Origin of the sequence: Anaerobacterium chartisolvens, assembly GCF_003337415.1 — a bacterium.
Lineage (GTDB): Bacteria > Bacillota > Clostridia > Acetivibrionales > DSM-27016 > Anaerobacterium > Anaerobacterium chartisolvens.
Genome location: NZ_QPJT01000021.1, coordinates 57,105 through 83,923, shown reverse-complemented (window position 1 = coordinate 83,923; position 26,819 = coordinate 57,105). Strand labels below are relative to the sequence as shown.

Genomic DNA, 26,819 nt, shown 5'->3' with positions numbered 1-26,819 from the left:
ACATTTCCCCGCAAGGCGTCTTTTCGTTGCTATTAAAAATTTCTGTAAGCAATTATATCCTCTATGTTTGTAAAATCTTTATTGCATCCTATATAAATATACCCAAAAAAAAGGCCGTTAACAATAATTATTGGATTAAAAATAGTTTTTCACCAAATTTATCTTTTAACATATATTGCTAATAAAGGAGCTGAGTAAATTATGTGCGGAATAGCGGGTTGGATTGATTATAATGAGGATTTGTCACGACAGCATAATATAATGAACGCCATGAACGAAAAATTAATTGCACGGGGGCCGGATGCAGGGGGCTTTTGGTTTTCGGAGCATACAGCGTTTGCTCACAGGCGTCTGGCTGTGGTTGATCCTGTAGGAGGAAGTCAGCCCATGGTAAAGCAATATGACGGCAAAACATGGGTTATCACTTATAACGGGGAGCTTTATAATACATATGATTTACGCTGTGAGCTGGAATGCAGGGGGCATAGCTTTACCAGCAATTCGGACACTGAGGTGCTTCTCGTCTCGTATATTGAATGGGGTACGGAATGTGTAAACCACCTTAACGGAATTTATGCCTTCGGGGTATGGGATGACAGCGAAAGCCGCCTTTTTCTGGCGCGGGACAGGTTTGGCGTAAAGCCTCTGTTCTATGCGCTCCGGGGCAGCTCTCTTATATTCGCTTCGGAGTTAAAAGCCCTTCTTGCACATCCTATGATTAAGCCCGAGATAGACAGCGAGGGCCTTGCCGAAATCTTTGCGCTGGGTCCGTCAAGGACGCCCGGACATGGGGTGTTCAAAAACGTATTTGAGATAAAGCCGGCACATTACGCGCTTTTTACCCGCAATGGCTTTTTAACCGACAGGTATTGGTCACTTGAAAGCGCACCTCATACCGACACCGAGGAAGCCACAATAGAAAAGGTGCGGTTTCTTGTAAAGGATACCATAGAAAGACAGCTTATATCCGATGTTCCCATATGCACATTTTTATCCGGCGGGCTGGATTCAAGTGCTATCACCGCTCTTGCCGCCGGTTACTTTAAAAGCTCAGGGCAGGGTCGGCTCAACACATATTCTATAGATTACACCGATAATGAGCTTTACTTCAAGCCCAGCAGCTTTCAGCCCAATTCCGATGCGCCGTGGGTAAAGCGCATGTCTGAGGAATTCGAGACGCAGCACCATTATATAACCATTGACACCCCTCAACTGGTGGAGGCTCTTGTTGATTCGGTAAAGGCTCGTGATCTTCCGGGAATGGCGGATATAGATTCTTCACTGTGGCTGTTCTGCAGAGAGATCAAAAAGGGAGCGACTGTGGGATTATCCGGTGAGTGCGCCGATGAAGTGTTCGGGGGATATCCATGGTTTCACCGCGAGGATGCCTTAAGCGCGGATACCTTTCCGTGGTCACGCTCTATTAATGAGCGCACCAAATTTTATTCGGAGGCTTTAAAGGATGCTATAAAGGCGGAGCAGTACATCCAACGGAGATACCGCGAAACAATTTCAGAGACTCCCCGCCTTCCCGGAGAAGAGACGTTAGAGGCCAGAAGGCGTGAGATATTTTATCTTAATATTACATGGTTTATGTCTACCCTTTTAGAAAGAAAAGATAGAATGAGTATGGCGCACGGCCTTGAGGTGCGTGTTCCATATTGTGATCACAGAATGGTTGAATACGTGTGGAATATTCCCTGGACCACAAAGGCATTAAACGGACGTGAAAAGGGTATGCTCAGGAAAGCATTGGAAGGGATTCTTCCAAACGACGTGCTATACAGAAAGAAAAGCCCTTACCCTAAAACCCATAATCCCGCCTATGAAAAGGCAGTAGGCAAATTGCTGCTTGAAATTTTAAGCGACACCGCATCTCCCATAATTCCTTTTGTCAACACAGAATATTTGAAAGCGTCCATACAAGCATCGTCAGATTACGGCAAGCCGTGGTTCGGTCAGCTCATGGCAACCCCGCAGATGTATGCATACCTGATACAGGCCGATACATGGATGAGGGAATATAAAGTGAGCATCAAATAGAAAATTAAATCAGGAAGAAGGCAAAAGGGGGAGCTATACCGATGTTTCATTTCTGCCGTGCCTTAATATAATTAATCAAATTCAGACCCCAACCTCCACATTGTAACAAAAAATTAAATAAACATTTGTATTTTATGATTGACATTTAATCCTTTTAATTATATAATTTAAAATCATAGAGAATATTATGCTATATTTTGTCGTATAATGTTAGCGGCGTATAGACATAATTGAGAGATTAAAAATAATTTTAAAGGAGAGGGTTAATATGTATTCAAAGGTTGGGGACTACAGTATGTATTATGAAATTTCCGGAAATCCGGAGGGAGACTTTCTGGTTTTACTGCACGGGATATCAGGCTCTACAAGGTGTTGGAAATACCAAATGGAGGATCTTAACAAGCATTTCAGGGTTTTAAATGTAGATCTTGCAGGTCACGGTAATTCAAGCGCATCCTGTACAAAAAAGTACAGCGGAGAGATTATCGCGAACCACGTAAGAGCTTTAATGGACGAGCTTAATATCGAAAAAGCTCACTTTATGGGATTGTCTCTTGGGACAATTATTCAGCAATATTTTTGTGAGCTATTTCCAGAAAGAGTAATCTCCAATATATTCACGAGTCCTATCAGCAAGCCTAACTACTTATCCGCTATTTTCAACAGCTTTGCAGAAAAAATATTCCTTCGAATTTTCAAAAAAGATACTTATCTCAAATTAATGGCAAATTTAATGCTTCCCGGCAAACCTCATGAAAAATCCAGAAAATTCTTCTTAAATGAAACATTAAAAATGAGTAATCAGGAATTCTTAAAATGGTGGAAGCTAACCGTAAGAGGGGATCACTATTACTACACCACCCCGAGCACTATACCTTCATTAATCGTAGCGGGAAGCAAGGATTTTTGCTTTTTTAACGATGCCGTTGCTCTTAAGGAAAAATATATAAATAATCAATTCAAAGTAATCAAGGATGCTGGACATGTTCTTATATTCCAAAAGCCTGCCGAATTTAATCAAATGGTAGTTAATTATTTATGCTCCTTATCCTGCAAAAGCAGTTGGAGTGCAGAGCATAAGACCGGCAAAAAGACAGCGTAAATTATTTTTAAAGCCAATATGAGGTAATTTGCAGTGTACCTCATATTGGCTTTAAATCATTTAAAAATTTAATCTATATATTTAGCAATAAAGATTTTACATGGAGGATATAACTTGATGGAAGAAATTTTTTTGACCCGTAAGGAATACATCTAAGAAAAGCGCCTGATGACAGACCCGTGAGACATTTCCCCGCAAGGCGTCTTTTCGTTGTAGTTAAAAATTTCTGTAAGCAATTATATCCTCCATGTTTGTAAAATCTTTATTGCATTCTATATATTCAATACATTTCATCTTGAATTATATAGACGAAACCGTTTTATTTAATTCCTTTGCTATGTTGTTTAGCATATTTGCCGAATTAAGAAGCTCTTCACTGGAAGCAAAGGTCTCCTCCGTAGCAGCCGAGGTTGACTCAAGATTTTCAGATGTCATCTGCGTGGTCTCACTTACCTGTGAAATATAATTGCTTACAATTTTAGAATATGAAAGCTGCTTTTCTGATATCTCCTTCATATTCGACAGAGAACTGCCTGTAATCTCCAGATCCTCAATAATATTCTGATAGTAGTCCTTTGACATTTTTATAATCTGTACTCCCTCATCCACCTTTATAACTAAATCATCCACCTTTTGCCCGTGGTTGAATATTTCCTTCAAGGTAGTTGTAATATCGTTTAATGACTTCTGGCTTTGTTCGGCAAGCTTCCTTATTTCACCCGCCACGATGGCAAAGCCTTTTCCGTGCTCTCCCGCTCTGGCCGCCTCAATTGAAGCATTAAGGGACAGCAGGTTTGTCTGATTTGCAATACCCTGTATTCCCGCAACTATCACATCAATTTTCTGCGCTTTTATATCAAGCTCCTTTGCGCTTCTGGAAGTAACTATGGCACTTGCTTTTATACCCTCCATCTTTTCAACCGCACTGTCAATGGAGTATTTCCCTTTATCGGCAGTCCCCTTAAGCTTTGCAGACTTTTCATGAGCACTGTCCGCCTCATTTTTCATGCTTTGGATTTCCATATTAAGAGAATTGATTAAGTCCTCACTATCCTTTACGTTCTCCACAGTTTTTACTGCTCCCTCCAGAATTTGGGAGGTGTTTGTAGCCGTCATTTCAGATGCCTTCTGCTGCTGATTTGCAAGTGCCGATATATATGAGCTGGATTCCGTTATTCTTTCGGAAACCTCCTTAACCTTTTCAACCACCTGCTTTAAATCAGAAAGAGATTTACTTACATTGAATTCATTTACACAAGATTTATACAAAAGCTTTCTTCCTAATATTGCACTTATAAATGCGGCAATTGCTCCGAAGGAGACAACCTGCACCCTTGTTGCAATATCAGCCACCGACATACTCAATTCCTCAGGACATGTATTTAAATAGAACGATAATATAGCTACTGCCGAGCCTAAACATATTCCATACAGCACCAGACGCCTTTCAAGATAAAAGGAGCATACAAAGAATATTAGCACTACAACTCCCCATATATCTCTATAAGGTATAAATACGCTTATTGCAAACTGATTTATACAGGCTACAGTCACAACAATGTACTTAAGAGCTTTTATATAGAGATGGCTGTAATATTTTTTTAATACAATATATGACATTCCTATAACCAGCAGGCCAATAAGGACGGGAATACAGAAGTAAAGTAAATTAACCCATTTAAAAATACTCATTATGCCTACAACCTTCATAAATATATAAAAAGCTACTCCCATAACTCCGCCTATTATACAGTATTTGGCTATAGCTTCATTAAGTCCTTTTTGATACTGTTGTAAGTTTTCATTAAATAATTCCTCTACGTTTTGCATAGCTTGCCCCCCCTGTTTGTTGTCGTAAACAGACCAAATTAAAGATTTTTCAAGTGAACCTTAAAGGCATTAAATCCATGTACATGTTTACAGTAATTATTTTACACACATACATATTCGATACTATTACAAATATATCCTTCAAACATTTACTAATTTTATTTCGACATATTTTTATATCAATGCCTTTATTTTGTCGCATTATGTACATATTGGTTTATTATTGGTATTTGAATTTCTCTTGATAAAAAACAGAATTGGCTGTCAGGAGACAGCCAATTCTGTTTTTTATCTATATGTTAACAAGCTTTTTATCTGTAATCTGCTCCTGATATTCTTCCAGTCCATGATTTATAAATTTTTCAAGGTATGCGTTAATCAGTTGCCCAGGCATATGCCCCGGCTTGTCATACCCCAGCATCATATTGCAATGCCAGTAGCCTTTGACTATTTCAAGCCGGACATCTCCACACCCTTTTTTATTGAGCATATCGTATAGCAATATGGAGTTGGAGCGAGGCACAAGCCAGTCATCCCCTCCATGCAAAATAAAGCACGGAGGCTCCTTGCCCGTGATATGCATATTAACGGAGCAGGTGTCCTTATTTCCTTCGCCAAGCATCTCGTTTATCAATGTGCCCAGCATGGGATTTAAATAGTTATCATACATATTGAAATCAAAAATACCGCTTACCGGAATCCAGCATTTTAACTTTTTGATGTTAATGTTAAACTGCTCATGCCATTGCTTTCCGCAAACAAGCAGCGCAAGCAGGTGTGCGCCGGCCGAGTGGCCTATTCCTACTATTCTGTTGGGATCTCCTCTGTATTTTTTTATGTTGTCAATAACCCATTTCAAAGCCAGTGCGCAGTCCTCAATCTGGCATGGATGCTGAGAATGAGGAGCCAGCCTGTAATTTATGGACACAACGGTATAACCCATGTTTACCCAGTCCAAAGCATAATATCTGGTATTGCTTTTATCCTCGCAGTTCCATCCCCCTCCATGTATAAAAAAAACCACAGGTCTTTTTTTGCTTTTCGTGCTCTTAAGATAATGAATATCCAGTGTCTGTATGGGATCGTGCCCATATCTGACATCAAAAAAATCCTCCCTTTCACTGCTGGGGATGTCGTACAAATAAGGATATGTTTTGCCGTACCCCATGTATATGGACCAATCCTTGTTCTGCAGATTACTCAGCGGTTCTTTTGAATCCACAAACTTAAGATATTCCTCCTCATAACTCATAATGCAGTCCCCTCCTTATCTTAATAATCATTTATTTGTATACCGCCTGTTTAAACTAAAAAAACTATTTATATAAAGCAGGGCTCTATATTATATATATGCGCTAATAGACTCAAATATCGGATTATATTATATTCTATACTATTATATATATATCCTTCAAATATTTATTAATTTTGCTATTTTTATTTCGACACATTTCGTCTTATGTATGTTTTTTTGTCTTTTAAAAACAAAAAAAGACTGCCGCATTATGTCTGCAACAGTCTTTTAAGCAATAATTGATGTGAATGGTTATTCTACCTTAGTTATAAATTCATTTAAAAGAATAATCTCATCATACCGGAACTTTTCCAAAAGATTAATTGCTTTTTGCCATAAATCCTTTGAGTTATTAACCTTAATGTTAGCTTTTAATACAATCTTCATTAATAAGTTAAAATTCTGAACCAAAATTGTATATTTATCCATTAAAATATTGAGGCCGTACTCATTGCACAAATATTGTATTCTTAGCAGCATTAGCTTCTTGTGCTCTATAAAAGAATATAACGCCCGGTAGTCAACCTCCTGATTAGTCTCCATAGCATAGTAAATAAATTTTTCCAGCTCATTATAGCAATCAATACCATACACATAAAAATCGCTGTGCCTATATCCTTCTCCATAATTATCCCAAAGCAGATATTCCTTTAAGTCATTTATGATTTTATTAATATTGATACCAAATATTTCTTTTTGAAATAATGGATTTTCTCCGCTGCGTTCGACATTTTTTTTAACCTTTATTAAATTAAAAGCTTTCTCTCTATAACTATGGCAAAATATTTCTTCATTAGTGCCTGAATAAATTTCAGATAAGGTATTTAAGCTTATTAGCAATTCTTCATAAGTCACATGCCCATGACAATATTTCCCAATAGTATTGTCGCCCATGTAAAACAGCTTTTTTTCATCATCATAGCCATAAATAAATATGTCATGTGGCGTATGGCTTTCCATATACCAATATTTGTATTCTGAAATATAGTAGGTATCAACATCAAAAAATAAATAACAATTCCCGTTTATACTGCTTTTTATAAACTCAATAAAATTTATGCCGGAGGATTTTATAAATTCAAAAGGTATGGAATTAAATTTTATCCATGGATTTGCTTTTATGTAAAAGTTCATCCAGTCGCCATACATATTATAATAAAAATCAATTGTCCCGCTGCGCAAATCATTTTTATACAAGTCTTTTAAAGAATAGATCTGTATAAAATTATTAAAAATCCATGGTTTGCATTCTTCTCTTGCAAATAAAACCGAGAATAAGGCGCCTTGATGCGGAAAAGCATTTATCGGGGGATAAACAACCGGCAATATATTACAATTCATAAGGTTTTCTCCTAAAGCAATTTAAAATAACATTGTTAATTATAATTCTATTGTTAAATAAAGTCAAATATAAATAGCTTATGTTTGCTTCATAATTTAATATCAACACCCTTATCCTTAAGAATTTTATTTATATGCTCCAGAGGGCACATGGGAGACTCACGCATAACCTTAATGCTCTCTCCCCTTATATCAAGCTGTGTTGTCCCCTTGCTTCCCCTTTCCTCTCCACTGTCAATATACAGCTCAATTTCTTCTCCAAAATATTCTAAAGCCTGTGAAAGAGTGGTTGCCTCAGCGGCTCCCGCCTTATTTGCCGAAGAGATGGCAAGCACCGTATTGCTCTCCTCATATACTCCCTTAGTTTCATTATCCTGCCAGAACACGCATATGGCATCGCTGTCAGGCACTGCGTGTTTAAATACGTCCCCCTTTTTATTTATAAGGAAGCTGACCTTTCCAGGCAAAAGGACTTCAATGATTTCTTTTAATAAATCATTGCCTACCTCACAGAACTTTTCAATGTCGTTTTTATCTATTATCAGCGAAAGAGGCTTTCCCTCCGGGCTTTGTCTTATTTCCCTCAGCCTTGACACCGCTTTCTCATTAAACGCGTCGCACACAACGGCATATACAGCGTCAGTCGGCACTACAATGACCTTTCCCTGCCTTATTGCCTCTCCCGCAAGCCTGTAGGTTTCTTTACACGGCTTAAGCACCTTATACATATTAAACATCCCCTTTTTATTTTTATATTTAAAACTTAAATGCTTATCTGAAATACTCATATCCCGTACTGCTGTATACAATTGCGTCGTTGTAAAAAACAGGGCTATAGTCAAAGGAGCTCAAAAGCCCTGCCATCTGTGTCATGGCCTCTCCTGTAGAGCATATGGCCAGCAATACCGATCTCTCCCCGTTAAAGGGGCTGTCACTCCTTATTAATGCAAAATAGTCACCGCAGTATTTTTTGCCTCGGTACTCCATGCAGCCGCCCGACATGCTTACTCCCGAGCCCTTTAGCAATTCCTCTCTTATTTCTTTGCCGGTGGTACCGACGTTACCTCCGACGGTATCGGGAGCTATTATGTACACAAGGCTTGTATCCTCCAGCTTGTCATGCCTTAACTCATCCTCCGTTAGAACGCCATATTTATAATTTCTCACCTTTTCCCTCATAGGGTCCTTTAAAAGCAGAAACATCCTTCTTGAAAGGCTTTTCCTCTCCTGACTGCAAGGCTTTATAACAGTGCATCTTGAGCCGTACACTCTCTTTATTCCAAGAAGGCGCTCATTGATTTGAAAGCAGTCATATTCTTTAGCAAAGCTATCTCTGGTAAGACTTCTGTTTTCTATAGAAATGCCGCCGCTTCGGAGAGTTATGGAGCTTTCCGAATACTCCCCCAAATAAACATTACAGCTATATCCGTTAATTGATATGTTTATGCTGTCCTCAAGCCCCATTTCCTCACGCGCTAAGAGCAGTGTAAGACTTTTAACATTGCTGCAGCTTATACAAATAAGCTTAGCTCCTGATATCGTGGCTTCTATGCGGGCTTTGTCCTCAAGGCTTTCAATATAATCGAGCCTTATCCAATAGGACTTGTTGTATATTGGCTCGTCCGTAATAAAAAATATTTCTTTAGGATATCTTTCTCTTTTTATTCCAAGAAGTATTTTTATTAATTTACTTGAGCTGAGCATTGTGTCAAACTGAATATGGCTAAATCCGCTGAAATTCCAGCTTTTATTATGACGGAACCGGTTTAGAGTGTCCAGCACTCTTGCGGTGTTAAAAATTGCATCCTCAATATTATTAAGCTGCAATATTCTTAAATTATCCAGGTTTTTTAGATATTCAAGCTCAGGCTTTCTTATATCAAGCCTTGCCGTGCCCTCCACGCCCATTATCCCTGCAAACAGCCCCGGCATTCTTATTCCCATGCCTATAGCCCTTAAGGTTCCGGTACATCCTCCTATACAAAATATCCTGTCTCTGTCAATATTGTATTTTTCAACTATGCCTTTTATAATTGTTAAAATATCACCTTCATTTATGTAATCCCTGTTCATCCCTCCCCTGCCGCATATGGTTAATACTATAGTGCCGTCAAAAAGCTGCCTCTCAATGAAATCCATGGCATACGGGTATGTTGAATAGCCTGTCCCATATATAAAATAAACCGTTAAAGCATACCTTTTGTTAAGGCTGTAATCCCGAGGAAGATGAAGTAGGTATGCGGTAAATTTGTCATCCGTCTCACTGTCCTTAAATACCAGTGCTCTTTTTTCAGATATGCTTAATATTGTTTTTTCACAACAATTTTCATCACAATAAATAACTGCACCCTCTACGGCAAACAATTGCTTTAGAACGGATTCATAAATATGCTCCGTCATCAGCTCTAAGGTATTTCTGAAAAAAAATAAGTTGGCATCCGGTATTTCAGAAGCTCTTTTGATAAAATTAAAAATGCTGCTATGATAATCCTTTCTTTTTTCAGCTATCATGCCCAATTGCTTTAGATGTTGTGAAAAATCCCCCTTGAAAACATATGCTCCGGCTTTTTTGCTGCCTGTATGACTTTTGACTTCTATAAGAAGCGTGCCTCTTATTTCTCCATCCGGTTTCAGCAGAAGCCTTCTAAAGGTGTATCCCTCAGTATCAATTATTTTTCGGAGGGATGCGTCAAATATACTCACCGTTATCCTTTCGGGCTTAATATCGGTTATATACCGTGGAACAACTGTAATAGATATATCCTCCCTCCCGTCAAAAAAGGCTCTGTCAGGTATTATTTTGTACTCTTTCTCTAATATTTTAAATTGGTTTCTGTCATAAAACTGCCTAATGTCACTTTCAACAATAACCCTTATGGGAACAAATTCCATATGAAATCTGGATGTATACGGGCTAAAGCCTCTGAATAATTTTAACATCTCCTTTTCCACCAGTATGCTGTTTATTCCTTTTGAAAGCCTTATTGCAAAGGTATATTTATTTATCATGTATCCCGAAGTAACAGCAAAAACCAGCAATCCGTTTATCCATATCCTTATGGGTATCTGCGGATCGACAAAAAACAAATAGTCCTGCTCATCCTCACAGTAAATACAGCAAAGACAGTAAATATAGGCATCCCTGTCCTTAGAGAACATCTGCTCGGGATTATTCCTGCAATATTCTATCTGTGTATCATCATCCAGCTTTGTACAGCAGTAATACCTCCAGTTGCTTTCAAGCTCCTCCTGTGCAAGCTCTGTGTGCTGTGCGTTATATAATATTGTGGCATCTGTGCCGATATAAGGCTCAAGGCTTTTATCGCCATGGGACTGTGCGTCCTTGCCTGTTACAAGCCACCTGTTTAGAAATCCGCATTTATTGCCTGAAAAGGTTATATTGTAGGGGCAACTGTATATAATTTGTTTAATATAGCTCTCAAAGTCCATAAGCATATGCCTCTCCCGCAAGTCTTTTGTAAAACATACTCATTTTCTTTTCTTTCACGTACTTCTGAAATACTCATAGTCCCCTCTGCTGTAAATAATTACATCATTATAGAAGGCAGGGCTATAGTCAAAAGAATTCAAAAGCCCCGTCATCTGTGTCATGGCCTCCCCGCCGGAGCATATGGCAAGCAATACCGATTTCTCGGGGTCAAATGGACTGTCATGCCTTATTAACGCAAAATAGTCCCCGCGGTATTTTTTGCCGCGGTACTCCATGAAGCCGTCCGACAGGCTTATGCCCGACCCCATTATCAATTCATGCCTTATGCCTCTAAAATCATCTGCGGCTATTATATACACAAGGCTTGTCCCCTTAAGACTATCCGAGCTTAGCTCATCCTCTGCCAAAACACCGTATTTATAGTTTCTGACCTTTTCCTTTAAGGGCGCCTTCAAAAGCCGGAATATCCTTTGTAAAGCACTTTTTCTATCATTGCCGCAAGGCTTTATAACGGTACACCTTGAATAATACACCCTCTTTATCCCAAGAAGCCTCTCATCAATCTGAAAGCAGTTATATTCCTCGCTGAAGCTGTTATGCGTAAGCTCCCTCGTCTCTATAAATATACCGTCGTTTCCGATTGTTATGGAGCTTTCCGAATATGCCGCTAAGCAAACATTACAGCTATATCCGTTAATTGATATGTTTATGCTGCTTTCAAGCCCCATTTCCCCACGCGCTAAGAGCAGCGCAAGCCTTTTAATGTTGCGGCAGCTTATCTCTATAAGCTTAGTTCCCTCTATCTTGGCTTCTATGCGGGCTTTCTCCCCAAGGCTTTCAATATAATCAAGCCTTATCCAGTAGGACTTGTTGTATATCGGCTCCTCCGTAATAAAAAATATTTCTTTGGGATATCTTTCTCTATTTGTGCTGTTGAAAATTTTAAGCAATTGACCCGAATTAAGCATGGTACTGAACTGAATATGGCTAAAACCACTGAAATTCCAGCTCTTATTCTGACGAAATTTTTTAAGAGTATCAATTACTCTGGCTGCGTTAAAAATTGCATCCTCAATATTATTAAGCTGGTATATTTTTATGTTATCCAAATTTCCAAGACATTCAAACTCAGGGTTCCTTATGTCAAGCCGTGCAGTTCCTTCAATACCTATCAGACCCGAAAACAGATCGGGCTTTCTAAGCGCCATGCCTATGGCCTTTAAGGTTCCCGTGCATTCACCTACGCAAAATATTTTGTCCCTGTCTATATTAAACCTTTTTATCACTTCATCTATAGCGTTCAGAATCACCCCCTCACTTATGTAATCCCTGTTCATTCCTCCCCTGCCGCATATATTCAGTATTACAGCATCCTCAAACATCTGTCTTTCAATATACTCCGCCGCATAGGGATAGCTTGCGTATCCTGCTCCATACAGAAAATAGATTATTAAGGGGTGCTTATCCTTCAGCTTGTAATTGGCAGGAAAATGTATCGGGTAGACTATAAACCCGTCATCAATTTCACTGTCCTTAAACACCATTATTCTTTTATTTGATATTGTAAATATATCCCTTACTTCGGTATGAGTGCAGGAGCATCCCGTAATACCCTCCAGCACAAACAGCTGCTCCAGCAAGGGCTCATAAATGGAGTCGGTTATAAGCTCCATTGTATTCTTAAAGCAGCTTGACTCAATATCGGGAACCTCCGCCATTCTTCTTATGGTTTTAGATATGCTTTCGTCGCAGTCGGTTCTCATTTCGGCCTCAAATGCCATCAGCTCAAGCCTTGAGACAAAATCTCCCTTAAAAACATATACCTCAGACTGATTTCTGCATCTGCATCTGCATCCGCCAACCTTTATTAAAAGCGTTCCCGATATTTTTTCATCAAGGCTTATCATTATTCTTTTAAAGGTGCTCTCCTTCGAACAGGCCAAAGCCTTTCCTGTCGCGTCATATACGCTCACCTCTATTTCCTCGGGCTTTGCATCTTTAATATATCTGGGTATAACAGTAATAAAAATGCTTTCTCCTGAATTAAAAAATGCTTTGTCAGGTGCAATTCTGTAATTATTTTTCAATATCTTAAGCTGACCTGCGTCATAGAATTGGCGCAATCCTTTTTTAAGCATATGCTCTAACGGCGTAAACTCCAGGTGAAATCTGGAGGTATATGGGGTTAAGGCTTTAAAGCACATAAAATCCGGCTTCTCTACAAGAACACTGTTCATACCCTTTCTAAGCCTTACCGCAAATACATGCTGCTTTATCATATATTCCCGGGTAACAGTAAAAACCAATACTCCGTTTATCCATACCCTTATGGGTATCTGCGGATCGGTAAAAAACAGAAAATCTCCCCCGTCGGAACAGTGAATACAGCAAAGGCAGTAAATATAGGCATCCCTGTCCTTAGAGAACATCTGCTCGGGATTATTCCTGCAATACTCTATCTGTGTATCATCATCCAGCTTTGTACAGCAGTAATATCTCCAGCTGCTTTCAAGCTCCTCCTGTGCAAGCTCTGTGTGACGTGCGTTATATAATATTGCGGCATCTGTGCCGAGATAAGGTTCAAGGCTTTTATCCCCGTGGGGCTGGGCTGCCTTGCCTGTTACAAGCCACCTGTTTAGAAATCCGCGTTTATTCCCTGAAAAGGTTATGTTATAGGGGCAGCTGTATATAGTTTGTTCAATATAGCTTTGAAAGTCCATAAATCCATGCGCCTCCCGCAAAGCCATTTTTAAAATATAATCATTTTTTCTCTCACCCGTGTCTGAAATATTCGTAAGCTCCCTCGCTGTAAATGATTGCGTCATTGTAGAATACAGGGCTTGAGTCAAAGGAATTAATAAGCTCTGTCATTTTTGCCATAGCCACGCCACTGGAGCATATGGCAAGCAATACCGATTTCTCGGGATCAAATGGGCTGTCATACCTTATTAATGCAAAATAGTCTCCGCAGTATTTTTTCCCGCGGTACTCCATGCAGCAGCCGTACACGCTTACTCCCGATTCCTTTAGCAATTCCTCTCTTATTTCTTTGCCGGAGGTACCGTCGGTATCTCCGATGGAGGTACCGTCAGTATCGGGAGCTATTGTGTACACAAGGCTTGTCCCCTTAAGGCTCTCCGGCCGCAGCTCATCCTCGGTTAAAATACCATATTTATAATTTCTCACCTTTTCCCTCATGGGGTCCTTTAAAAGAAGAAATATCCTTCTTGAAAGACTTTTCCTCTCCTGACTGCAAGGCTTTATAACAGTGCATCTTCCGTAATATACCCTCTTTATTCCAAGAAGCCTCTCATTAATTTGAAAGCAGTCATATTCCTTATTGAAGTGCTCCTTTGTCAGCTCCCTCACCTCTATAAAGGCACCAGCGCTTCCGATTGTTATGGAGCTTTCCGAATACTCTGCTAAGCAAACATTACAGCTATATCCGTTAATTGATATGTTTATGCTTCTTTCAAGCCCCATTTCCTCACGCGCTAAGAGCAGCGCAAGCCTTTTAATGTTGCGGCAGCTTATTTGTATAAGCTTAGCTCCCGATATCTTGGCTTCTATTCGGGCTTTCTCCCCAAGGCTTTTAATATAATCCAGCCTTGCCCAGTAGGACTTGTTGTATATCGGCTCCTCCGTAATAAAAAATATTTCTTTGGGGTATCGTTCTCTATTTGTGCCAAGAAGCATTTTTATTAATTGCCCCGAATTTAACATAGTGTCAAACTGACTGTGCCCAAAACCGCTGAAGTTCCAGCTCTTGCTGTGCCGAATTCTTTTTAAGGTATTAATGACCCTTGCCGTATTGAAAATTGCATCCTCAATATTATTGAGCTGGTACATTTTTATGTTGTCCATGTTCTTTAAGCATTCAAACTCAGGCTTCCTTATGTCAAGCCTTACAGTTCCCTCTACGCCCGCTATGGCTGTGAATATATCCGGCTTGCGGATTATCATGCCTATAGCCCTTATATTTCCCGTACACCCTCCCACACAGAATATTTTATTCCTGTCTATTTTGTATACCTCAATTACCTTCCGTATAATTTCCAAAATATCGCCTTCATTTATATAATCCCTGTTGGTGCCTCCTCTTCCGCATACGCCAAGCACTATCGCCCCTTCAAACATATTTTTGTTTATGAACTCAACCATGTACGGGTAGGTTGCATATCCTGCGCCGTATACAAAATAAACGATCAGGGCGTACCGCTTTTTGGGAGTGTAGTATTGGGGAAAGTGCAAGGAATATGTTGTAAAGCCGTCATCAATTTCACTGCTCTTAAAAGCCATTACTCTTTTGTGCGATATATTGAATATGTCTTTTTTACAACAGTCCGGTGAAGAATGTATAACGGCATTTTCAAACAAAAACACCTGCTCAAGCAGTGGCTCAAAAAAATAGTCGGTCATCATTTCCGTGGTGTTTTTGAAAAAGCTTGTATCCACCTCGGGAATTGACGCTATTCTTCTTATTGAAAGGGGTATGCTTTTGTCACAATCCTCCCTGCCCTCCGCCTTTAAAGCCAATTCCTCCAGATCAGACGAAAAATCCCCTTTAAAAATATACACCTCATCCTTTTTGCCGCTTTTTATGCTCTCCGCTTTTATAAGAAATGTACCCTTCATCTCGGGACACAATGTGAATACAATTTTTTTAAAGGTATGCTCCTCACACTCAGCCACCTTTTGATAAGCCGCGTTAAAAACCTGCACCGTTATCGCTTCCCGATCCATTTCCCTTATGTATCTCGGCATAACGGTAATTTCAATGTCCTCTCCGCATTTATAAAACGCCTTATCCGGAGTAATCCTCAAGCCGCTGTCCAACAGCTTTAATTGGTTTGCGTCAAAAAACCTGTGAACCTTATTTTTAAGCAAATACTGCATAGGTATAATCTCAAGATGTACCCTCAGCATATCAGGGTTAAAATTTTTATACCGGGCAAGCATTGACTTTTCGATAAGGACAATGTTTATTCCCTTTTTCAGCCTTACGGCAAATACGTGCTGCTTTATCATATAGCCCTGAGTAATGGAAAAGACAATGTTCCCGTTTATCCATATTCTCGCAGGTATGAGGACATCAGCATAAATTAAAAGGTCTGCCGTGTCTTCACAGTAAATGCAGGAAAGACTGTATATGTATTTATCCTCCCCCTTTAAAAAAATCTGCTCAGGATTGTTCCTGCTGTATTCTATATAGGGATAATCATCATGCCTTGTGCAGCAGTAATACCTCCAATTTTTTTCAAGCTCCTGCTGCGAAAGGCCCTCCGCATCCCCCTTCAGAAGTATTCTTCCATACGTGCTGAGACATGGCTCAAAATCCCCGTTGCAAGGCGTGCTTATGGGCTCGCTTTTTACAAGCCACCTGTTTATAAATCCGGGCCTATTGCCTAAAAAGGTTATTTTGTACGGACAGCGGTGTATAATCTCTTCAATATACCCATGTAGTTCCACTGCTGTTTGCACCTCCCGGAAACTTTTCCTTATTATGCTCTGCGAGAAGCCCTAAAAGCTTCAGTGAATTAAACATCACCTTAAACTCATTTGCCTCAAAATTATCAAAGTTCCAAACCTTTACCCTGCTTAAAAATCTTGCTGCATATAATGCCTGTGACAGATTTAAAAAAGGGTGCTCCATGTTATTGAGCTGTAATACGGTGGTATGCCCTATGCTCGACATATACTCAGGTATCGGCCAGTCTTCCTCGCCGGGCTCATATCCCGCCATGAGTCCCGTGACCGCTATCGCGGCAAACGTAAAGGCACGCCCTCCGGCAAAACTGCTCGAAGCAAGACCCAACGCCCTGTAGACCCCGTCATGGGAGCTTACGAGGTAAATTCTGTCACGGTCGATATTAAATTTCTTTATTATATTTTCAATTACATCATGGGCGGCTCTATACTTCAGTTTACCGCCTTCCCCTGCCGAGTCGCATACCGACATCAGAACGGTATTTCTTAAAAACTCATTATGCGCGCTGCAGCAGTCGCGCCCGAAATAATACGGAAGTACGGGCTCAGGCTGGTAGAAAACAAACAGCCTGTTTTTATTTTCAGTTTTTTTGCTCTGCGGAAATGAAACAGTATAGATATTATATTTATCCGAGTCCGATTCTTCTCCATACAAGCCGGTAATATACTCCGACTCATAAAATGGCTTGCAGTGCTTGAACCTCCCCGCACCAGAACCTTTGACTCTTTGTGAAAGTCCCGCTTCAAAGCGTGCAAGCTGGTGCAAAACAGCGTAAACTGTCTTTTCGGTAAGCACCTGTGCGCTGCTTAAGCATAATCCCCTGTCCCTATCATATAATTTTTTGAGGCTTTTAAGCCTTTGGACTGCCTCATCTTCAACCCCCGGCATTTCACAGAGCTTTCTTATAAGGTTATCCATGTAGCCTGTAAAGTCTCCGTAAAAAATATAGGTATGGGATTTTTTATCCTTATTATGCAGGCTTTGAACACTCAGCCTGAGTATTCCCTCCTTTTTGCACGCCTTATTTAAGCATATGCACTTGGAGGTATTGCAAAAGCAGGTATAGAGCTCCTCATCCAAAGCATTGTATACGGTTATTAGAATTTTATCCTCTTTTGACCCCGCTAATGACTTTAAAAGCACGACGGCGTTTATTTTATCGTCACGGCCATAAAAATATTTTTCAGGTATAATGCTAAAGGTATTTTCCAGTATTCCAAAATACTCACTGTCTATAAAGGTACGGCATTTATCATTATTAAAGCACTCATAGGGCTTAAAATGTATTGAAAAATAGTCCTTTTCCACTTCAGAAGATTGTCGCGCGGTAAAAAACGCTTTTTCAACAAGCACGGTATTAATACCCTTTTTAAGCTTGAATTTAAATATATACGGAAAAATGAACGCGCCTGCCCCAGATAAGCACACAAGCTTTCCGTTTATCCATACCCTTATGGAATTGGAGCTGTTGACACTGAAAAGCACATGCTGGTTTTTTTGTGAATATATGCAGCAGAGGCTATATATGTACTTGTTTTGCTCAGGCTCAAAAAGAGTCTGAGGCGTGTTTTTAGAGTAATCTGTATATTGATTTTCAGCCTGGTCTCTCACCTCATAGTAATAATACCTCCAATTTTTTTCCCTCTCCTCCTTTGAAATATATGCCAGCTCATGATGCAGTGCAATATCTCCCGATTCATCAATATACGGCTGAGTACTCATATTGCTTTTGTTTTCTACATACACGCCCTTTACCAGCCATTTGTTCAGATAATTGAACTTATCGGATGAGAAGGTAATAGAGTAATGGCTTGTAGCAGCTATTTTATTCAAATAATTCCAAAGCTTTATCAAAATTACACCCCCTGTCCGTGTGTTTTAAGCCTGCCGGCAATGCTTATTTGAGTGATATCTGAGTTTTATCGCCGCTTATGCCGGCCCGGCCTTTCTTTATATCCATATAGCAATCAATATGCTTTGATATATCCGTGGAACAGTCGTTTATAAAAGCAATGTGCATATCCTTATCGGTATTGAGCTTGGATAAAAGCTTCAAATACTCTCGCCTCAGCCTTTTTAAGTAGTACAAATCCTTATTTTTCAAAAGGCGGCTGTTCATAATAAATTTATTTGTATGAAAAAGAGCCTTTCCCCTGAGGCTTATCCTGTCATGGCACACATGCGGGCTTGTGTCGAAAAACATCAGCAAATCAGGTTCTGCCGCAATGCTTCTCAAAATCAGCCCGTGTGCTGTGCCCGCACCGTTTACGACATCTCTTGTCAATGCTGTATAAACGTACCTGTCCGCTATTACTACGTATCCCCTTTTTAATAAGGGCATAATTTTGATAAAGTAATCAATATAGAAGCTTAGCCACTGCAAAACGCTATACACCAGCGGCGTAAGAAGTTTTCTCCTGTTCAGCAGCTCCATAAGGCAGCGTATTCTTTTATTGGAATTCCATTCGACTATGCTTGCCCTATAACCCCTGCTTTTGTAATATTCAAAAACCTCTTTAATGCCTTCACTTTTACCCGAGCCGCTTATACCCTCCACAGCTATCAAAATGCCCTTTTTTTTCATATCTCATTAATCATTCCTCATATTCATATTTGTCGGGCCGGGCTTCCTTAGGGCTGCCGCATACGCTCATGGCCTTGACCATTTCCCTTGAATTTTTTTTGGTCTCTTCAAAAAGATTTCTCCCTTTTGAATCTATTCCCACTATCAACGGCCCGAACTCCTTGCATTGCAGAACCCACAGCGCCTCGGGCATACCTATTTCCTCCATCCAGTGCTGTCTGTCCACCGAGGTTATTTTTTGAGTATGTATTGCGGAGCACCCATGCGCCGCCAGAAGGTAGACCATAGTATGCCGACTCATGGCCTCTGTTGTCTGATCCCCCATTCCTCCCTTTCCTATGAGAACCTTTACCCCCAGTCTTCCCATCATATCCGAATAGGGATCCATTCTGATACTGCTGGTAGGACCTATAGCAATTAATTTATGCTTATCCTTCTCAGTATTTATAATGGGGCCCGCATGGAATATTACCTGTCCCCCAAAGTCCTCGGGAAGCTCTCCCCCAAGGTCGTATATTTTTTTGAGCTTATAGTGGGCCATGTCTCTTGCAGTATAAATTTTTCCGCTTATATACACGGTGTCACCTGCATTAAGCAGGGCTATGTCGTCATCCTTTAACGGAGTTTTCAAATAATATTCAGCCATTGTCCTTCCTCCCCCCTCAAAATTTACATAAAGCTTAATTCTTCCACTCTTCCATCCTTATAAAGTCTTATTCCCGCCCTTCTGGCAACCCAGCAATGAAAATTCACGGCAACGGGGCAAAGCGTTGTGTGTGTGGCTGCTGTTTCTATATTGACGCTCAAAGTCGTCACCTTTCCTCCGGTACCTCCAGAGCCTATATTCAGAGAATTTATCTCCTCCAAAAGCTCATTTTCAAGCTGTGCTATCCTCTTGTCCTCACTTCTCTGCATCCACCCTCTGAGGCTCATTGCCCTTCTGCTGAGCTTAGCAGCCACATCCACCTGTCCCCCTATTCCTATGCCTATGGCGGACGGCAGACATGCCGTTCCTCCCGCTTCACAAACGCATTCCAGTACAAACCTTTTTATCCCCTCATAGTTATCACCTATTTCAGGTATGGTAAAAACCTTAACCTTGTTGTACAGCTCAATACCGCAGCCCTTTATGCTTGGAATAACCTCTATGTAGTCTATTCCCTTTTTGTGCTCATACTCCATATTGGGCACGCCGCGCCCGCTATTATCTCCGCTGTTTACTCTTGTAAGCGGATCAACCATGCTCGGCCTTAAATATCCTATTTTTGTAGCGTCTATTATCGCTTCCTTTAATATTTCCTCCAGATCTGGTACAAAAAAATCCTCCCCGAAGGTTACATATGCCGTAAGATATCCCGGAGACTGGCATAGCGCCTGCTTACACTCCCTGGCTATATTTACGTTTTCCACTATTGTTTCAAGTATCATTTTGGAGGAGGCATCCGTTTCCATTTCAACAGCCCTGTCGAGAAGACATTGGCAGTCATCGGAAACCTCATATGATATCTTGAATATCAAATCTCTTATTATCTTTTTATAATCAACCATAAACGCGCTCCCATCCTTATTTTCAGCTATTTTTCTTGGTGCTCCAGAACCTGTCGGTGCCCGACATCATATCCTCACTTATTTCCAGCACCCTGCATGTCTCAAACATTCTCGTAAAAAAGTCAAACTCCCATTTTGCAGGCTTTTGATTTTCAATTCCGTATTCATCCAGATAATCCTTATTCTCCGGCTCAAGCTGCGCCATTACATTTTGCGGTATAACCTCACCGTACATGAGATTTACATAATAGAATGCATAATAAACTATCTTTTCGCAGCCCACCCTCTTGCAAAATGAAACAAGCTTGTCCCAATTAATTTCAGAGGAATACTTTTCCACAAACATCAGGATATCTGCAAATTTATATATCTTAAGATCCCTCAAATCATTTATCCAGTGCAGCAGAGCGGCCTCCTTATAAAGATGGCACGCAAGCTGCACCAAAAAGTCCTCATAGTCCAGTATATAAGTCCTTGCCCCGTCTATATCCACCTCTACCGCTCTTTCAAGCAGCTCCGGCGTGTCTATTTTGCATGGGCAGTTGCCCTTCCACAGCACATCAAAATTTAAATCCACCTGAAACATGGGAGTAAAGGGATTATCACTCTTTTTCAGGCACTCCTGAAGCTCGTTTGAAGCAAGCTGCTGCAGCATCTTCTGCTTCCTGGTGCTTGGTATTATGTCCCCCTTTTCATCAACCTCACCCTGTATATAGCCCAGATCCTCCAGAATTTTTACTATTTTATCCCCGTCTCTCACATCTATAAGGAAGTCCAGATCATTAAAGGTTCTGGTCTCAACAGAAGGATATACCTTCGACGCAAGAAAGTTTCCTTTTAAAATCGCAACCCGTATCCCTGCCTCATGCAGCTTTTTAAAGATTTCGGCAATTTCTGCAAAATAGGATTTATTTCTTATGGCATATACCTTGCTTTGCGTCTTCATGGCCTTTAATACTTCTTCCTCTACCTTACCGGCAAGCCCTAGCTTACTAAGGTGGTAATACATGATATTAAGGGTTCTGTGAGTTATCCCCTGGTACAGTATCTCCTTCCAGTCAAGCCTTCCCTCCATAATTTCCTTTATCTCACTAATATGTTGCTCGTTTAAAACTCCTCTTGAACACAGCAGCACAAGCTGCCTCTCCTTACTTAACTCCTTTACAGTTAACGGCATTTTAAAACCCCTCCCCAAATTATTTAATACTTAATCGTTGAAGCAATCTCCCTTAAGGCCTTTATTGTAGAATCTACCTCCTCCATGGTGTTGAAGCAGCCTACACTGAAGCGGACAGTTCCCGTCTCCCATGTGTCCATGGTTCTGTGAGCAGATGGAGAGCAGTGCATTCCCGCTCTGGTGCATATTCCGTAGGCCTTGTCCAAAACATAGCTGACCTCCGACGCAGCAACCCCCTTAAAGTTCAGTGCTACTATTCCCGAGTTTTTGTACATATCATTTCTGCTGTACAGTATTACCTGCTTTATATCCTCCGCTCCCTCATGCAGCCTTTCTACCAACCGGTGCTTATGCATTCTTATATTGTCAATTCCAATGTCCCTTATATACCGGGCCCCCTCGCACAGCCCTACAATACCGGGTGTATTCAGCGTCCCGCTCTCCAAAATATCCGGCATGTAATCAGGCTGGTAGAAGCTCTCCGAGTTGCTTCCCGTGCCTCCGTGAATAAGCGCCGCTATTTTTATGCCCTCCCTTACGTACAGCCCTCCTGTGCCGCAAGGCCCCATAAGTCCCTTATGCCCCGGAAACGCCAGCATGTCTATACACATTTCCTCCGCATCCACGCCTATTGATCCCGCCCCTTGCGAGGCATCCAGCAGAAAAGCCACTCCATGCCTTCTCGCGGCTCCGCCTATTTCCTTCACCGGCATTATTATTCCATTGACATTTGAGGACAGTGTGGAAATGATAAGCGTGGTATTGCTTTTTATGCTCCTTTCCAAATCCTCTATGTCTATTTCTCCATACTCATTACTTTTTAAGACGGAAATTTCTATTCCTATTTCCTTTTCAAGAGCCTTCAGCGGCCTCATTACCGAATTATGCTCCATTGCAGTCGTTATAACATGATCTCCCTCAGCAAGGTATCCCTTTATCAATATGTTAAGTGCCTCTGTTGCATTTTTTGTGAAGGATAGCTGCATAGTGTTGCTTATATTAAAAAGCCCGCATAATTCTTCTCTGGCATTTGCCACCGCCTGCCCAGATCTTATTGACAGCACATGCCCTCCCCTTCCGGGGTTTGCACAATATTCCCTGTGGCACCTGTCCATCTCGCTGTATACCCTTTCGGGCTTGGGATAAGTTGTAGCGGCATTATCAAGATATATCATTCGCCTCGCCTGCCTTTGCATCTAAAATACTTTGCAGCTTCAACCCTTCGCTTTTTAATATCTCATTTACGTTTACGCTCATAGCTGCTAATATTTCCTCTGCCCTGCATAAATCACCGCCGGATATTTTAACGGCCTTCGTACATGCCATTCCCGGTCTTGGAGGGGCGGGTACAATTTCGGCTTTTATAAGGTTATCTCTCATAAGCTTGTCAACCAGCAGCATTTGCCCGGTATTCCTCGCAATTATCAAATACTCATCCTGGGACATTTCCTTCTTCCTTTCATTTCTTATACTTCTGATGCTTTGTTTTGTGCTTCTTTGGCATGTGCAAAGAGTCCTACAGCACCTCAATGATTTTTGGTATTTTGCTGCTCTCCATAGTGGCGTAGCAAAAATCATATATTTCACCGGGTGTTAACGTCTCTCCGGGCTTAGGCGTCACAGAGGCCTTTATCTTCTGCCCTAAAAGCTCGTCCGGCACACCCTCTACATTGACCTCGGATACCCTGTCAAGCATACGGATAGCCTTTTCTATCTCGGCAGGATATACATGAAAGCCTCCCTGATTTATCATGTTGTCGGCCCTGCCCGCCAGATAGAAGTACCCTTCGTCATCCATATAGGCAAGATCTCCTGTTTTCAGACCGTAGGGCGTAATAGCTTCCTCGCTAAGCCCTGCGTTTTTATAGTAGCCAAGCATTACATTGGGCCCCTGTACATACAGCTCCCCTATGCTGCCCGGGACACAAGGCTTTTTATCGGCATCCAGCAATTCCACACTGCAGTTCTTTACCGGCCTCCCTACCGATCCCGCCTTAATAAGCATCTCGTCAGGCTTTAAATGCAAAACCCTTGGTGAGGCCTCGGACAGCCCGTATATGTAGTACAGCGCAACACCCTTATACATCTCCATAAGCTGCTCCACATCACTCTTTAAGAGCTTTGCCGCTCCCGTCTGTATATAGCGCAGGCTGTCTGTAGAATACTTTTCTCTCCTTTTGTATTCCATAATCTGATGGAGCATAAGAGGCATTGCAAAAAAACCTGTAATTTTGTAATCCTGTATTGCCTTTAAAATAATCCCCGCATGTGTAATGCCTCCCAAAATTGCTATTGTGGCTCCAACTGCTGCGCTGGCAAGTATTTCTCCCGTTACCGTGCCTACTAAAGACATGGACTTCAGCACCAGAAGGTTGTCACGGTACGTCATTTTAAGGTACTCTATGATGGCGTCCATATTTGTCATTATGTTTTTAGAGGAAAGCATAATGCCTTTTGGCATCCCGTTCTTATCCCACAGGTAAAATATGGCGGTCATTTCATCCTCCTGCCAGTCTGCCTCCTCCAAAATCACCGGCCGGCCCTTTTTGTACACAAACCCGGCAGCACGGCAGCACGGCCAATTCCACCCAGGCAAATCACCTTCACTGCCCAGTACCGTTATATGCTTAACATCAGGCACCTCTTCAGGGCTTATCGCGGCAACCACCTCCGCAAGCTCGCTGCTTGTTATCACTGCCTCTGCCCCGCTGTGCCGCAAAATATCACAAAGCTTGGCATCCTTAACCTGCGGCGACAGCGGTACAAAAACCATACCCGCCATGTTTACGGCATACAACGCGGCGATATAATCCGGCGAATCGTTTAAATACACTATTACCCGTGAGCCCCTTTTAATGCCTGTTTTACTCAGCTCAAGCGCAAGCTGCTTTGAATATTCCAGCATTTCGGAATACCTGAAAGCTTCTCCCGCTGCCATAACCATTATTTTATCCGGGTACTTCTCCGCCGATTTAAGAATGGTTTCCCATATATTCATGCTTCACCTCCATTGCCTGCCTTACCTATTACATAGCGTATAATCAGCTCTACCGTAGAAAAATTTTCAAAGCTTAAGGAGCAGCTATCCACCTCTATATCAAACTCATCCTCAAGATCAACCACCAGCTCAACCATTTTAATGGAGTCAATGCCGTGATCCCTTCTTATATTAGAGCTCTCACTTACATTTTCTGCGTTAAACATTGAGTTTCTTTTTACCACCTCAATTACTCTCTCTTTTATCTCATTCTCATAAGCTGTCTGCATTTTAAATCTCCCCCAATACTCTTTTTATTTATATCTCTCATTAATAACCTGTATTCTTCCGTCTTCCTCCGGTGCAACATTCCCTTTCTCACTTACATGCTTTGCCAATATGTCCTTTAAAAGACCTCCCATTGAAATAAGCTTTGAATCTCTCATTTCTTCATAATTATCTCCTCCGTTATAGAGATAATCGTTTGTAGCCACCTTATACAGCTTATCGCGCTCTAACGGCTTTCCATCCTTGGTTATGCTAATAAGCCTTTTTCCTGCCGGCTTGGAGCCGTCAAAAACATACTCAATTCCCGAGACCTGAAGAAAGCCTCCGTTCATCCCGCTGGGATATACCCTAAGCCCCCTCTCTACGGCATCGTATATTGCCTCCCCCTTCATCTCCACCAGCACAAGCGAGTTGGAAAAAGGCAGCACCTTGCCTATTCTGTACAGCGTAATATCTCCCTCCGGCATACTTTCACGTATGCCTCCCCCGTTCATTAAGGCAATGTCTGCGTTGACAGTCTCTCTCATTGCATTGGCAAGCAGGTTGGCAAGGTTTGTTTCCTTAGACCTCACCTGACTCCTTATTCCGTTCAGCTTCACATCCGCCCGTGCTATAACCTGCGAGGTGTTCTCAAGTGCTATTTTATGGTATTTCTGTCCAACAGCATCCACCTTCTCGTCAATTTTGCTCTTGTCCTTTGTTGTTTCAACCTTCCACACCAGCTTAACCATCCTGCCTTCCTTAAAGTACATTGAAGCTATCCCAACATGAGTTGTCCACGCTCCGGCTTCCACCATATATGTGTTCCTGACCTTGACCCAGGAATTGTAAAGCTTATGGTAGTGCCCGCAAAGTATCAAATCAATTCCGTCAACCTGCTGCGCAAGCTGCTCATCGACATCATCCCCCAGATGCGAAATGAGTATAATACTGTCCACCTTTCCCCTCAAAAGCCCCGTTACCCTTTTGGCCTCCTCAATCGGCTCAGTAAGTTCCACCCCCTTGTTATCCTTTGAATTGGTATACTGCAAGGATCCTTGAGTAGTAAGGCCGAAAATTCCTATTTTCTTGCCCCCCATTTCAATGATCCTGTAGTCCTCAAACACGCGCTCTCCGTACTGGTATATATTTGAGCTCAGCACTGGGAATTCGAGCTGGTTCCGTATTTCAAGAAGGCGGTCGAATCCGAAATTAAAGTCGTGGTTTCCCGGAACCATGGCATCGTAGCCCATAAGGTTTGCAGCCTCGACCACACCCTGTCCCTGATCTACATTCGCCTCGTTTGTACCGTGAAACATATCTCCGCTGTCTAAAAACAGCACCTTTTCATTTTTTTGCCTTACATCGTCGACGTAGCTCTTTATCAGAGGCAGGCCCATAATTATACTTACGTCCTGAAGGCTGTAATAGCCTCCCACCTCATCGTCGTAAATTATATGACCGTGTACGTCGGCAGTATTTACAACCGTTATTTTGTCATCATAATATCCCAGCCTTAAAAGCACATCGTCAATGCTGACATTTTTAACGATAAAATAGCAGGGTATTAATGCAACTACTACTATAAGAATTATCAGATTAGTGTATTTTTTCATTTTGCTCCCTCCATGCAGCCTTGCTGCAAAAATTTCAAAGCTCAAAGCGGTTTTCTCTTAAGGCTGTTCCCCGTAAATCCAAACCAACCGCACGGAAGCCT

Annotated in this window: 19 protein-coding genes; 2 read left to right on the top strand and 17 right to left on the bottom strand. The window is 41.3% G+C overall.

Annotated features, from left to right (window positions below; translation table 11 throughout):
• Positions 1-201 precede the first annotated feature (201 nt).
• On the top strand, positions 202-2,043 hold the full coding sequence (gene asnB / locus DFR58_RS16380; RefSeq protein ID WP_114298931.1) for an asparagine synthase (glutamine-hydrolyzing): 1,842 nt from the start codon (positions 202-204) through the stop codon (positions 2,041-2,043).
• 268 nt (positions 2,044-2,311) lie between these two features.
• Complete coding sequence (locus DFR58_RS16375) at positions 2,312-3,145, top strand: alpha/beta fold hydrolase (protein WP_114298930.1); 834 nt, start codon at positions 2,312-2,314, stop codon at positions 3,143-3,145.
• Between the two features lie 300 nt (positions 3,146-3,445).
• Here DFR58_RS16375 and DFR58_RS16370 read toward each other — a convergent pair whose 3' ends face one another.
• The 17 genes from DFR58_RS16370 to DFR58_RS16290 form a co-directional block, all read right to left on the bottom strand.
• Entirely contained in the window at positions 3,446-4,975 is a 1,530-nt protein-coding gene (locus tag DFR58_RS16370; protein ID WP_114298929.1) for a methyl-accepting chemotaxis protein, read from the bottom strand.
• A gap of 292 nt (positions 4,976-5,267) precedes the next feature.
• Entirely contained in the window at positions 5,268-6,227 is a 960-nt protein-coding gene (locus tag DFR58_RS16365; protein ID WP_114298928.1) for an alpha/beta hydrolase, read from the bottom strand.
• A 294-nt stretch (positions 6,228-6,521) separates the two neighbouring features.
• Entirely contained in the window at positions 6,522-7,610 is a 1,089-nt protein-coding gene (locus DFR58_RS16360; RefSeq protein WP_114298927.1) for a cysteine peptidase family C39 domain-containing protein, read from the bottom strand.
• Between the two features lie 89 nt (positions 7,611-7,699).
• Positions 7,700-8,338 carry an L-threonylcarbamoyladenylate synthase gene (locus DFR58_RS16355; protein ID WP_170138192.1) on the bottom strand — a complete coding sequence of 213 codons (639 nt, stop codon included), beginning with the start codon at positions 8,336-8,338 and terminating at the stop codon, positions 7,700-7,702.
• A 43-nt stretch (positions 8,339-8,381) separates the two neighbouring features.
• On the bottom strand, positions 8,382-11,066 hold the full coding sequence (locus DFR58_RS16350) for a hypothetical protein (protein ID WP_114298925.1): 2,685 nt from the start codon (positions 11,064-11,066) through the stop codon (positions 8,382-8,384).
• A 48-nt stretch (positions 11,067-11,114) separates the two neighbouring features.
• The gene (locus DFR58_RS16345) at positions 11,115-13,886 is read right to left on the bottom strand and encodes an alpha/beta hydrolase family protein (protein WP_147273197.1); all 2,772 of its coding nucleotides are present in this window, start codon (positions 13,884-13,886) and stop codon (positions 11,115-11,117) included.
• A complete protein-coding gene (locus tag DFR58_RS16340) occupies positions 13,834-16,530 on the bottom strand; it encodes an alpha/beta hydrolase family protein (RefSeq protein WP_114298923.1) in 2,697 nt (898 codons plus the stop codon). The genes DFR58_RS16345 and DFR58_RS16340 overlap by 53 nt, the downstream gene beginning before the upstream one ends.
• Entirely contained in the window at positions 16,508-18,403 is a 1,896-nt protein-coding gene (locus DFR58_RS16335; RefSeq protein WP_114298922.1) for a hypothetical protein, read from the bottom strand. Before DFR58_RS16335 ends, DFR58_RS16340 begins: the two co-directional genes overlap by 23 nt.
• A gap of 43 nt (positions 18,404-18,446) precedes the next feature.
• Positions 18,447-19,133, bottom strand: a complete 687-nt coding sequence (locus tag DFR58_RS16330; RefSeq protein WP_114298921.1) for a dTMP kinase — start codon at positions 19,131-19,133, stop codon at positions 18,447-18,449.
• Between the two features lie 10 nt (positions 19,134-19,143).
• Positions 19,144-19,779: a FumA C-terminus/TtdB family hydratase beta subunit gene (locus DFR58_RS16325; protein ID WP_114298920.1), complete on the bottom strand. Its 636-nt coding sequence runs from the start codon at positions 19,777-19,779 to the stop codon at positions 19,144-19,146.
• Positions 19,780-19,802: 23 nt separating this feature from the next.
• Positions 19,803-20,681 (bottom strand): fumarate hydratase, encoded by an 879-nt coding sequence (locus DFR58_RS16320; protein WP_114298919.1) that lies wholly within the window; start codon positions 20,679-20,681, stop codon positions 19,803-19,805.
• 22 nt (positions 20,682-20,703) lie between these two features.
• Entirely contained in the window at positions 20,704-21,858 is a 1,155-nt protein-coding gene (locus DFR58_RS16315) for a nucleotidyltransferase domain-containing protein (RefSeq protein ID WP_114298918.1), read from the bottom strand.
• 23 nt (positions 21,859-21,881) lie between these two features.
• Positions 21,882-23,033 (bottom strand): aminotransferase class V-fold PLP-dependent enzyme, encoded by a 1,152-nt coding sequence (locus DFR58_RS16310; RefSeq protein WP_114298917.1) that lies wholly within the window; start codon positions 23,031-23,033, stop codon positions 21,882-21,884.
• Entirely contained in the window at positions 23,020-23,304 is a 285-nt protein-coding gene (locus DFR58_RS16305) for a putative Se/S carrier-like protein (protein ID WP_170138191.1), read from the bottom strand. Before DFR58_RS16305 ends, DFR58_RS16310 begins: the two co-directional genes overlap by 14 nt.
• A gap of 70 nt (positions 23,305-23,374) precedes the next feature.
• Positions 23,375-24,856, bottom strand: coding sequence for a class I adenylate-forming enzyme family protein (locus DFR58_RS16300; RefSeq protein ID WP_114298915.1), 1,482 nt, complete (start codon positions 24,854-24,856; stop codon positions 23,375-23,377).
• Positions 24,853-25,125, bottom strand: a complete 273-nt coding sequence (locus DFR58_RS16295) for an acyl carrier protein (RefSeq protein ID WP_114298914.1) — start codon at positions 25,123-25,125, stop codon at positions 24,853-24,855. Before DFR58_RS16295 ends, DFR58_RS16300 begins: the two co-directional genes overlap by 4 nt.
• Before the next feature lie 24 nt (positions 25,126-25,149).
• Complete coding sequence (locus tag DFR58_RS16290) at positions 25,150-26,718, bottom strand: bifunctional metallophosphatase/5'-nucleotidase (protein ID WP_114298938.1); 1,569 nt, start codon at positions 26,716-26,718, stop codon at positions 25,150-25,152.
• Positions 26,719-26,819 lie beyond the last annotated feature (101 nt).

Coding starts and splice junctions, on each gene's coding strand:
- DFR58_RS16305 (WP_170138191.1), bottom strand. CDS start 23,304: ATGTCCCAGGATGAGTATTTGATAATTGCGAGGAATACCGGGCAAATG.
- DFR58_RS16325 (WP_114298920.1), bottom strand. CDS start 19,779: ATGGCTGAATATTATTTGAAAACTCCGTTAAAGGATGACGACATAGCC.
- DFR58_RS16290 (WP_114298938.1), bottom strand. CDS start 26,718: ATGAAAAAATACACTAATCTGATAATTCTTATAGTAGTAGTTGCATTA.
- DFR58_RS16350 (WP_114298925.1), bottom strand. CDS start 11,066: ATGCTTATGGACTTTGAGAGCTATATTAAACAAATTATATACAGTTGC.
- DFR58_RS16310 (WP_114298917.1), bottom strand. CDS start 23,033: ATGATATATCTTGATAATGCCGCTACAACTTATCCCAAGCCCGAAAGG.
- DFR58_RS16320 (WP_114298919.1), bottom strand. CDS start 20,681: ATGGTTGATTATAAAAAGATAATAAGAGATTTGATATTCAAGATATCA.
- DFR58_RS16355 (WP_170138192.1), bottom strand. CDS start 8,338: ATGTATAAGGTGCTTAAGCCGTGTAAAGAAACCTACAGGCTTGCGGGA.
- DFR58_RS16295 (WP_114298914.1), bottom strand. CDS start 25,125: ATGCAGACAGCTTATGAGAATGAGATAAAAGAGAGAGTAATTGAGGTG.
- DFR58_RS16375 (WP_114298930.1), top strand. CDS start 2,312: ATGTATTCAAAGGTTGGGGACTACAGTATGTATTATGAAATTTCCGGA.
- DFR58_RS16360 (WP_114298927.1), bottom strand. CDS start 7,610: ATGAATTGTAATATATTGCCGGTTGTTTATCCCCCGATAAATGCTTTT.
- DFR58_RS16365 (WP_114298928.1), bottom strand. CDS start 6,227: ATGAGTTATGAGGAGGAATATCTTAAGTTTGTGGATTCAAAAGAACCG.
- DFR58_RS16330 (WP_114298921.1), bottom strand. CDS start 19,133: ATGAAAAAAAAGGGCATTTTGATAGCTGTGGAGGGTATAAGCGGCTCG.
- DFR58_RS16315 (WP_114298918.1), bottom strand. CDS start 21,858: ATGCCGTTAACTGTAAAGGAGTTAAGTAAGGAGAGGCAGCTTGTGCTG.
- DFR58_RS16345 (WP_147273197.1), bottom strand. CDS start 13,886: ATGACGCAATCATTTACAGCGAGGGAGCTTACGAATATTTCAGACACG.
- DFR58_RS16370 (WP_114298929.1), bottom strand. CDS start 4,975: ATGCAAAACGTAGAGGAATTATTTAATGAAAACTTACAACAGTATCAA.
- asnB (WP_114298931.1), top strand. CDS start 202: ATGTGCGGAATAGCGGGTTGGATTGATTATAATGAGGATTTGTCACGA.
- DFR58_RS16300 (WP_114298915.1), bottom strand. CDS start 24,856: ATGAATATATGGGAAACCATTCTTAAATCGGCGGAGAAGTACCCGGAT.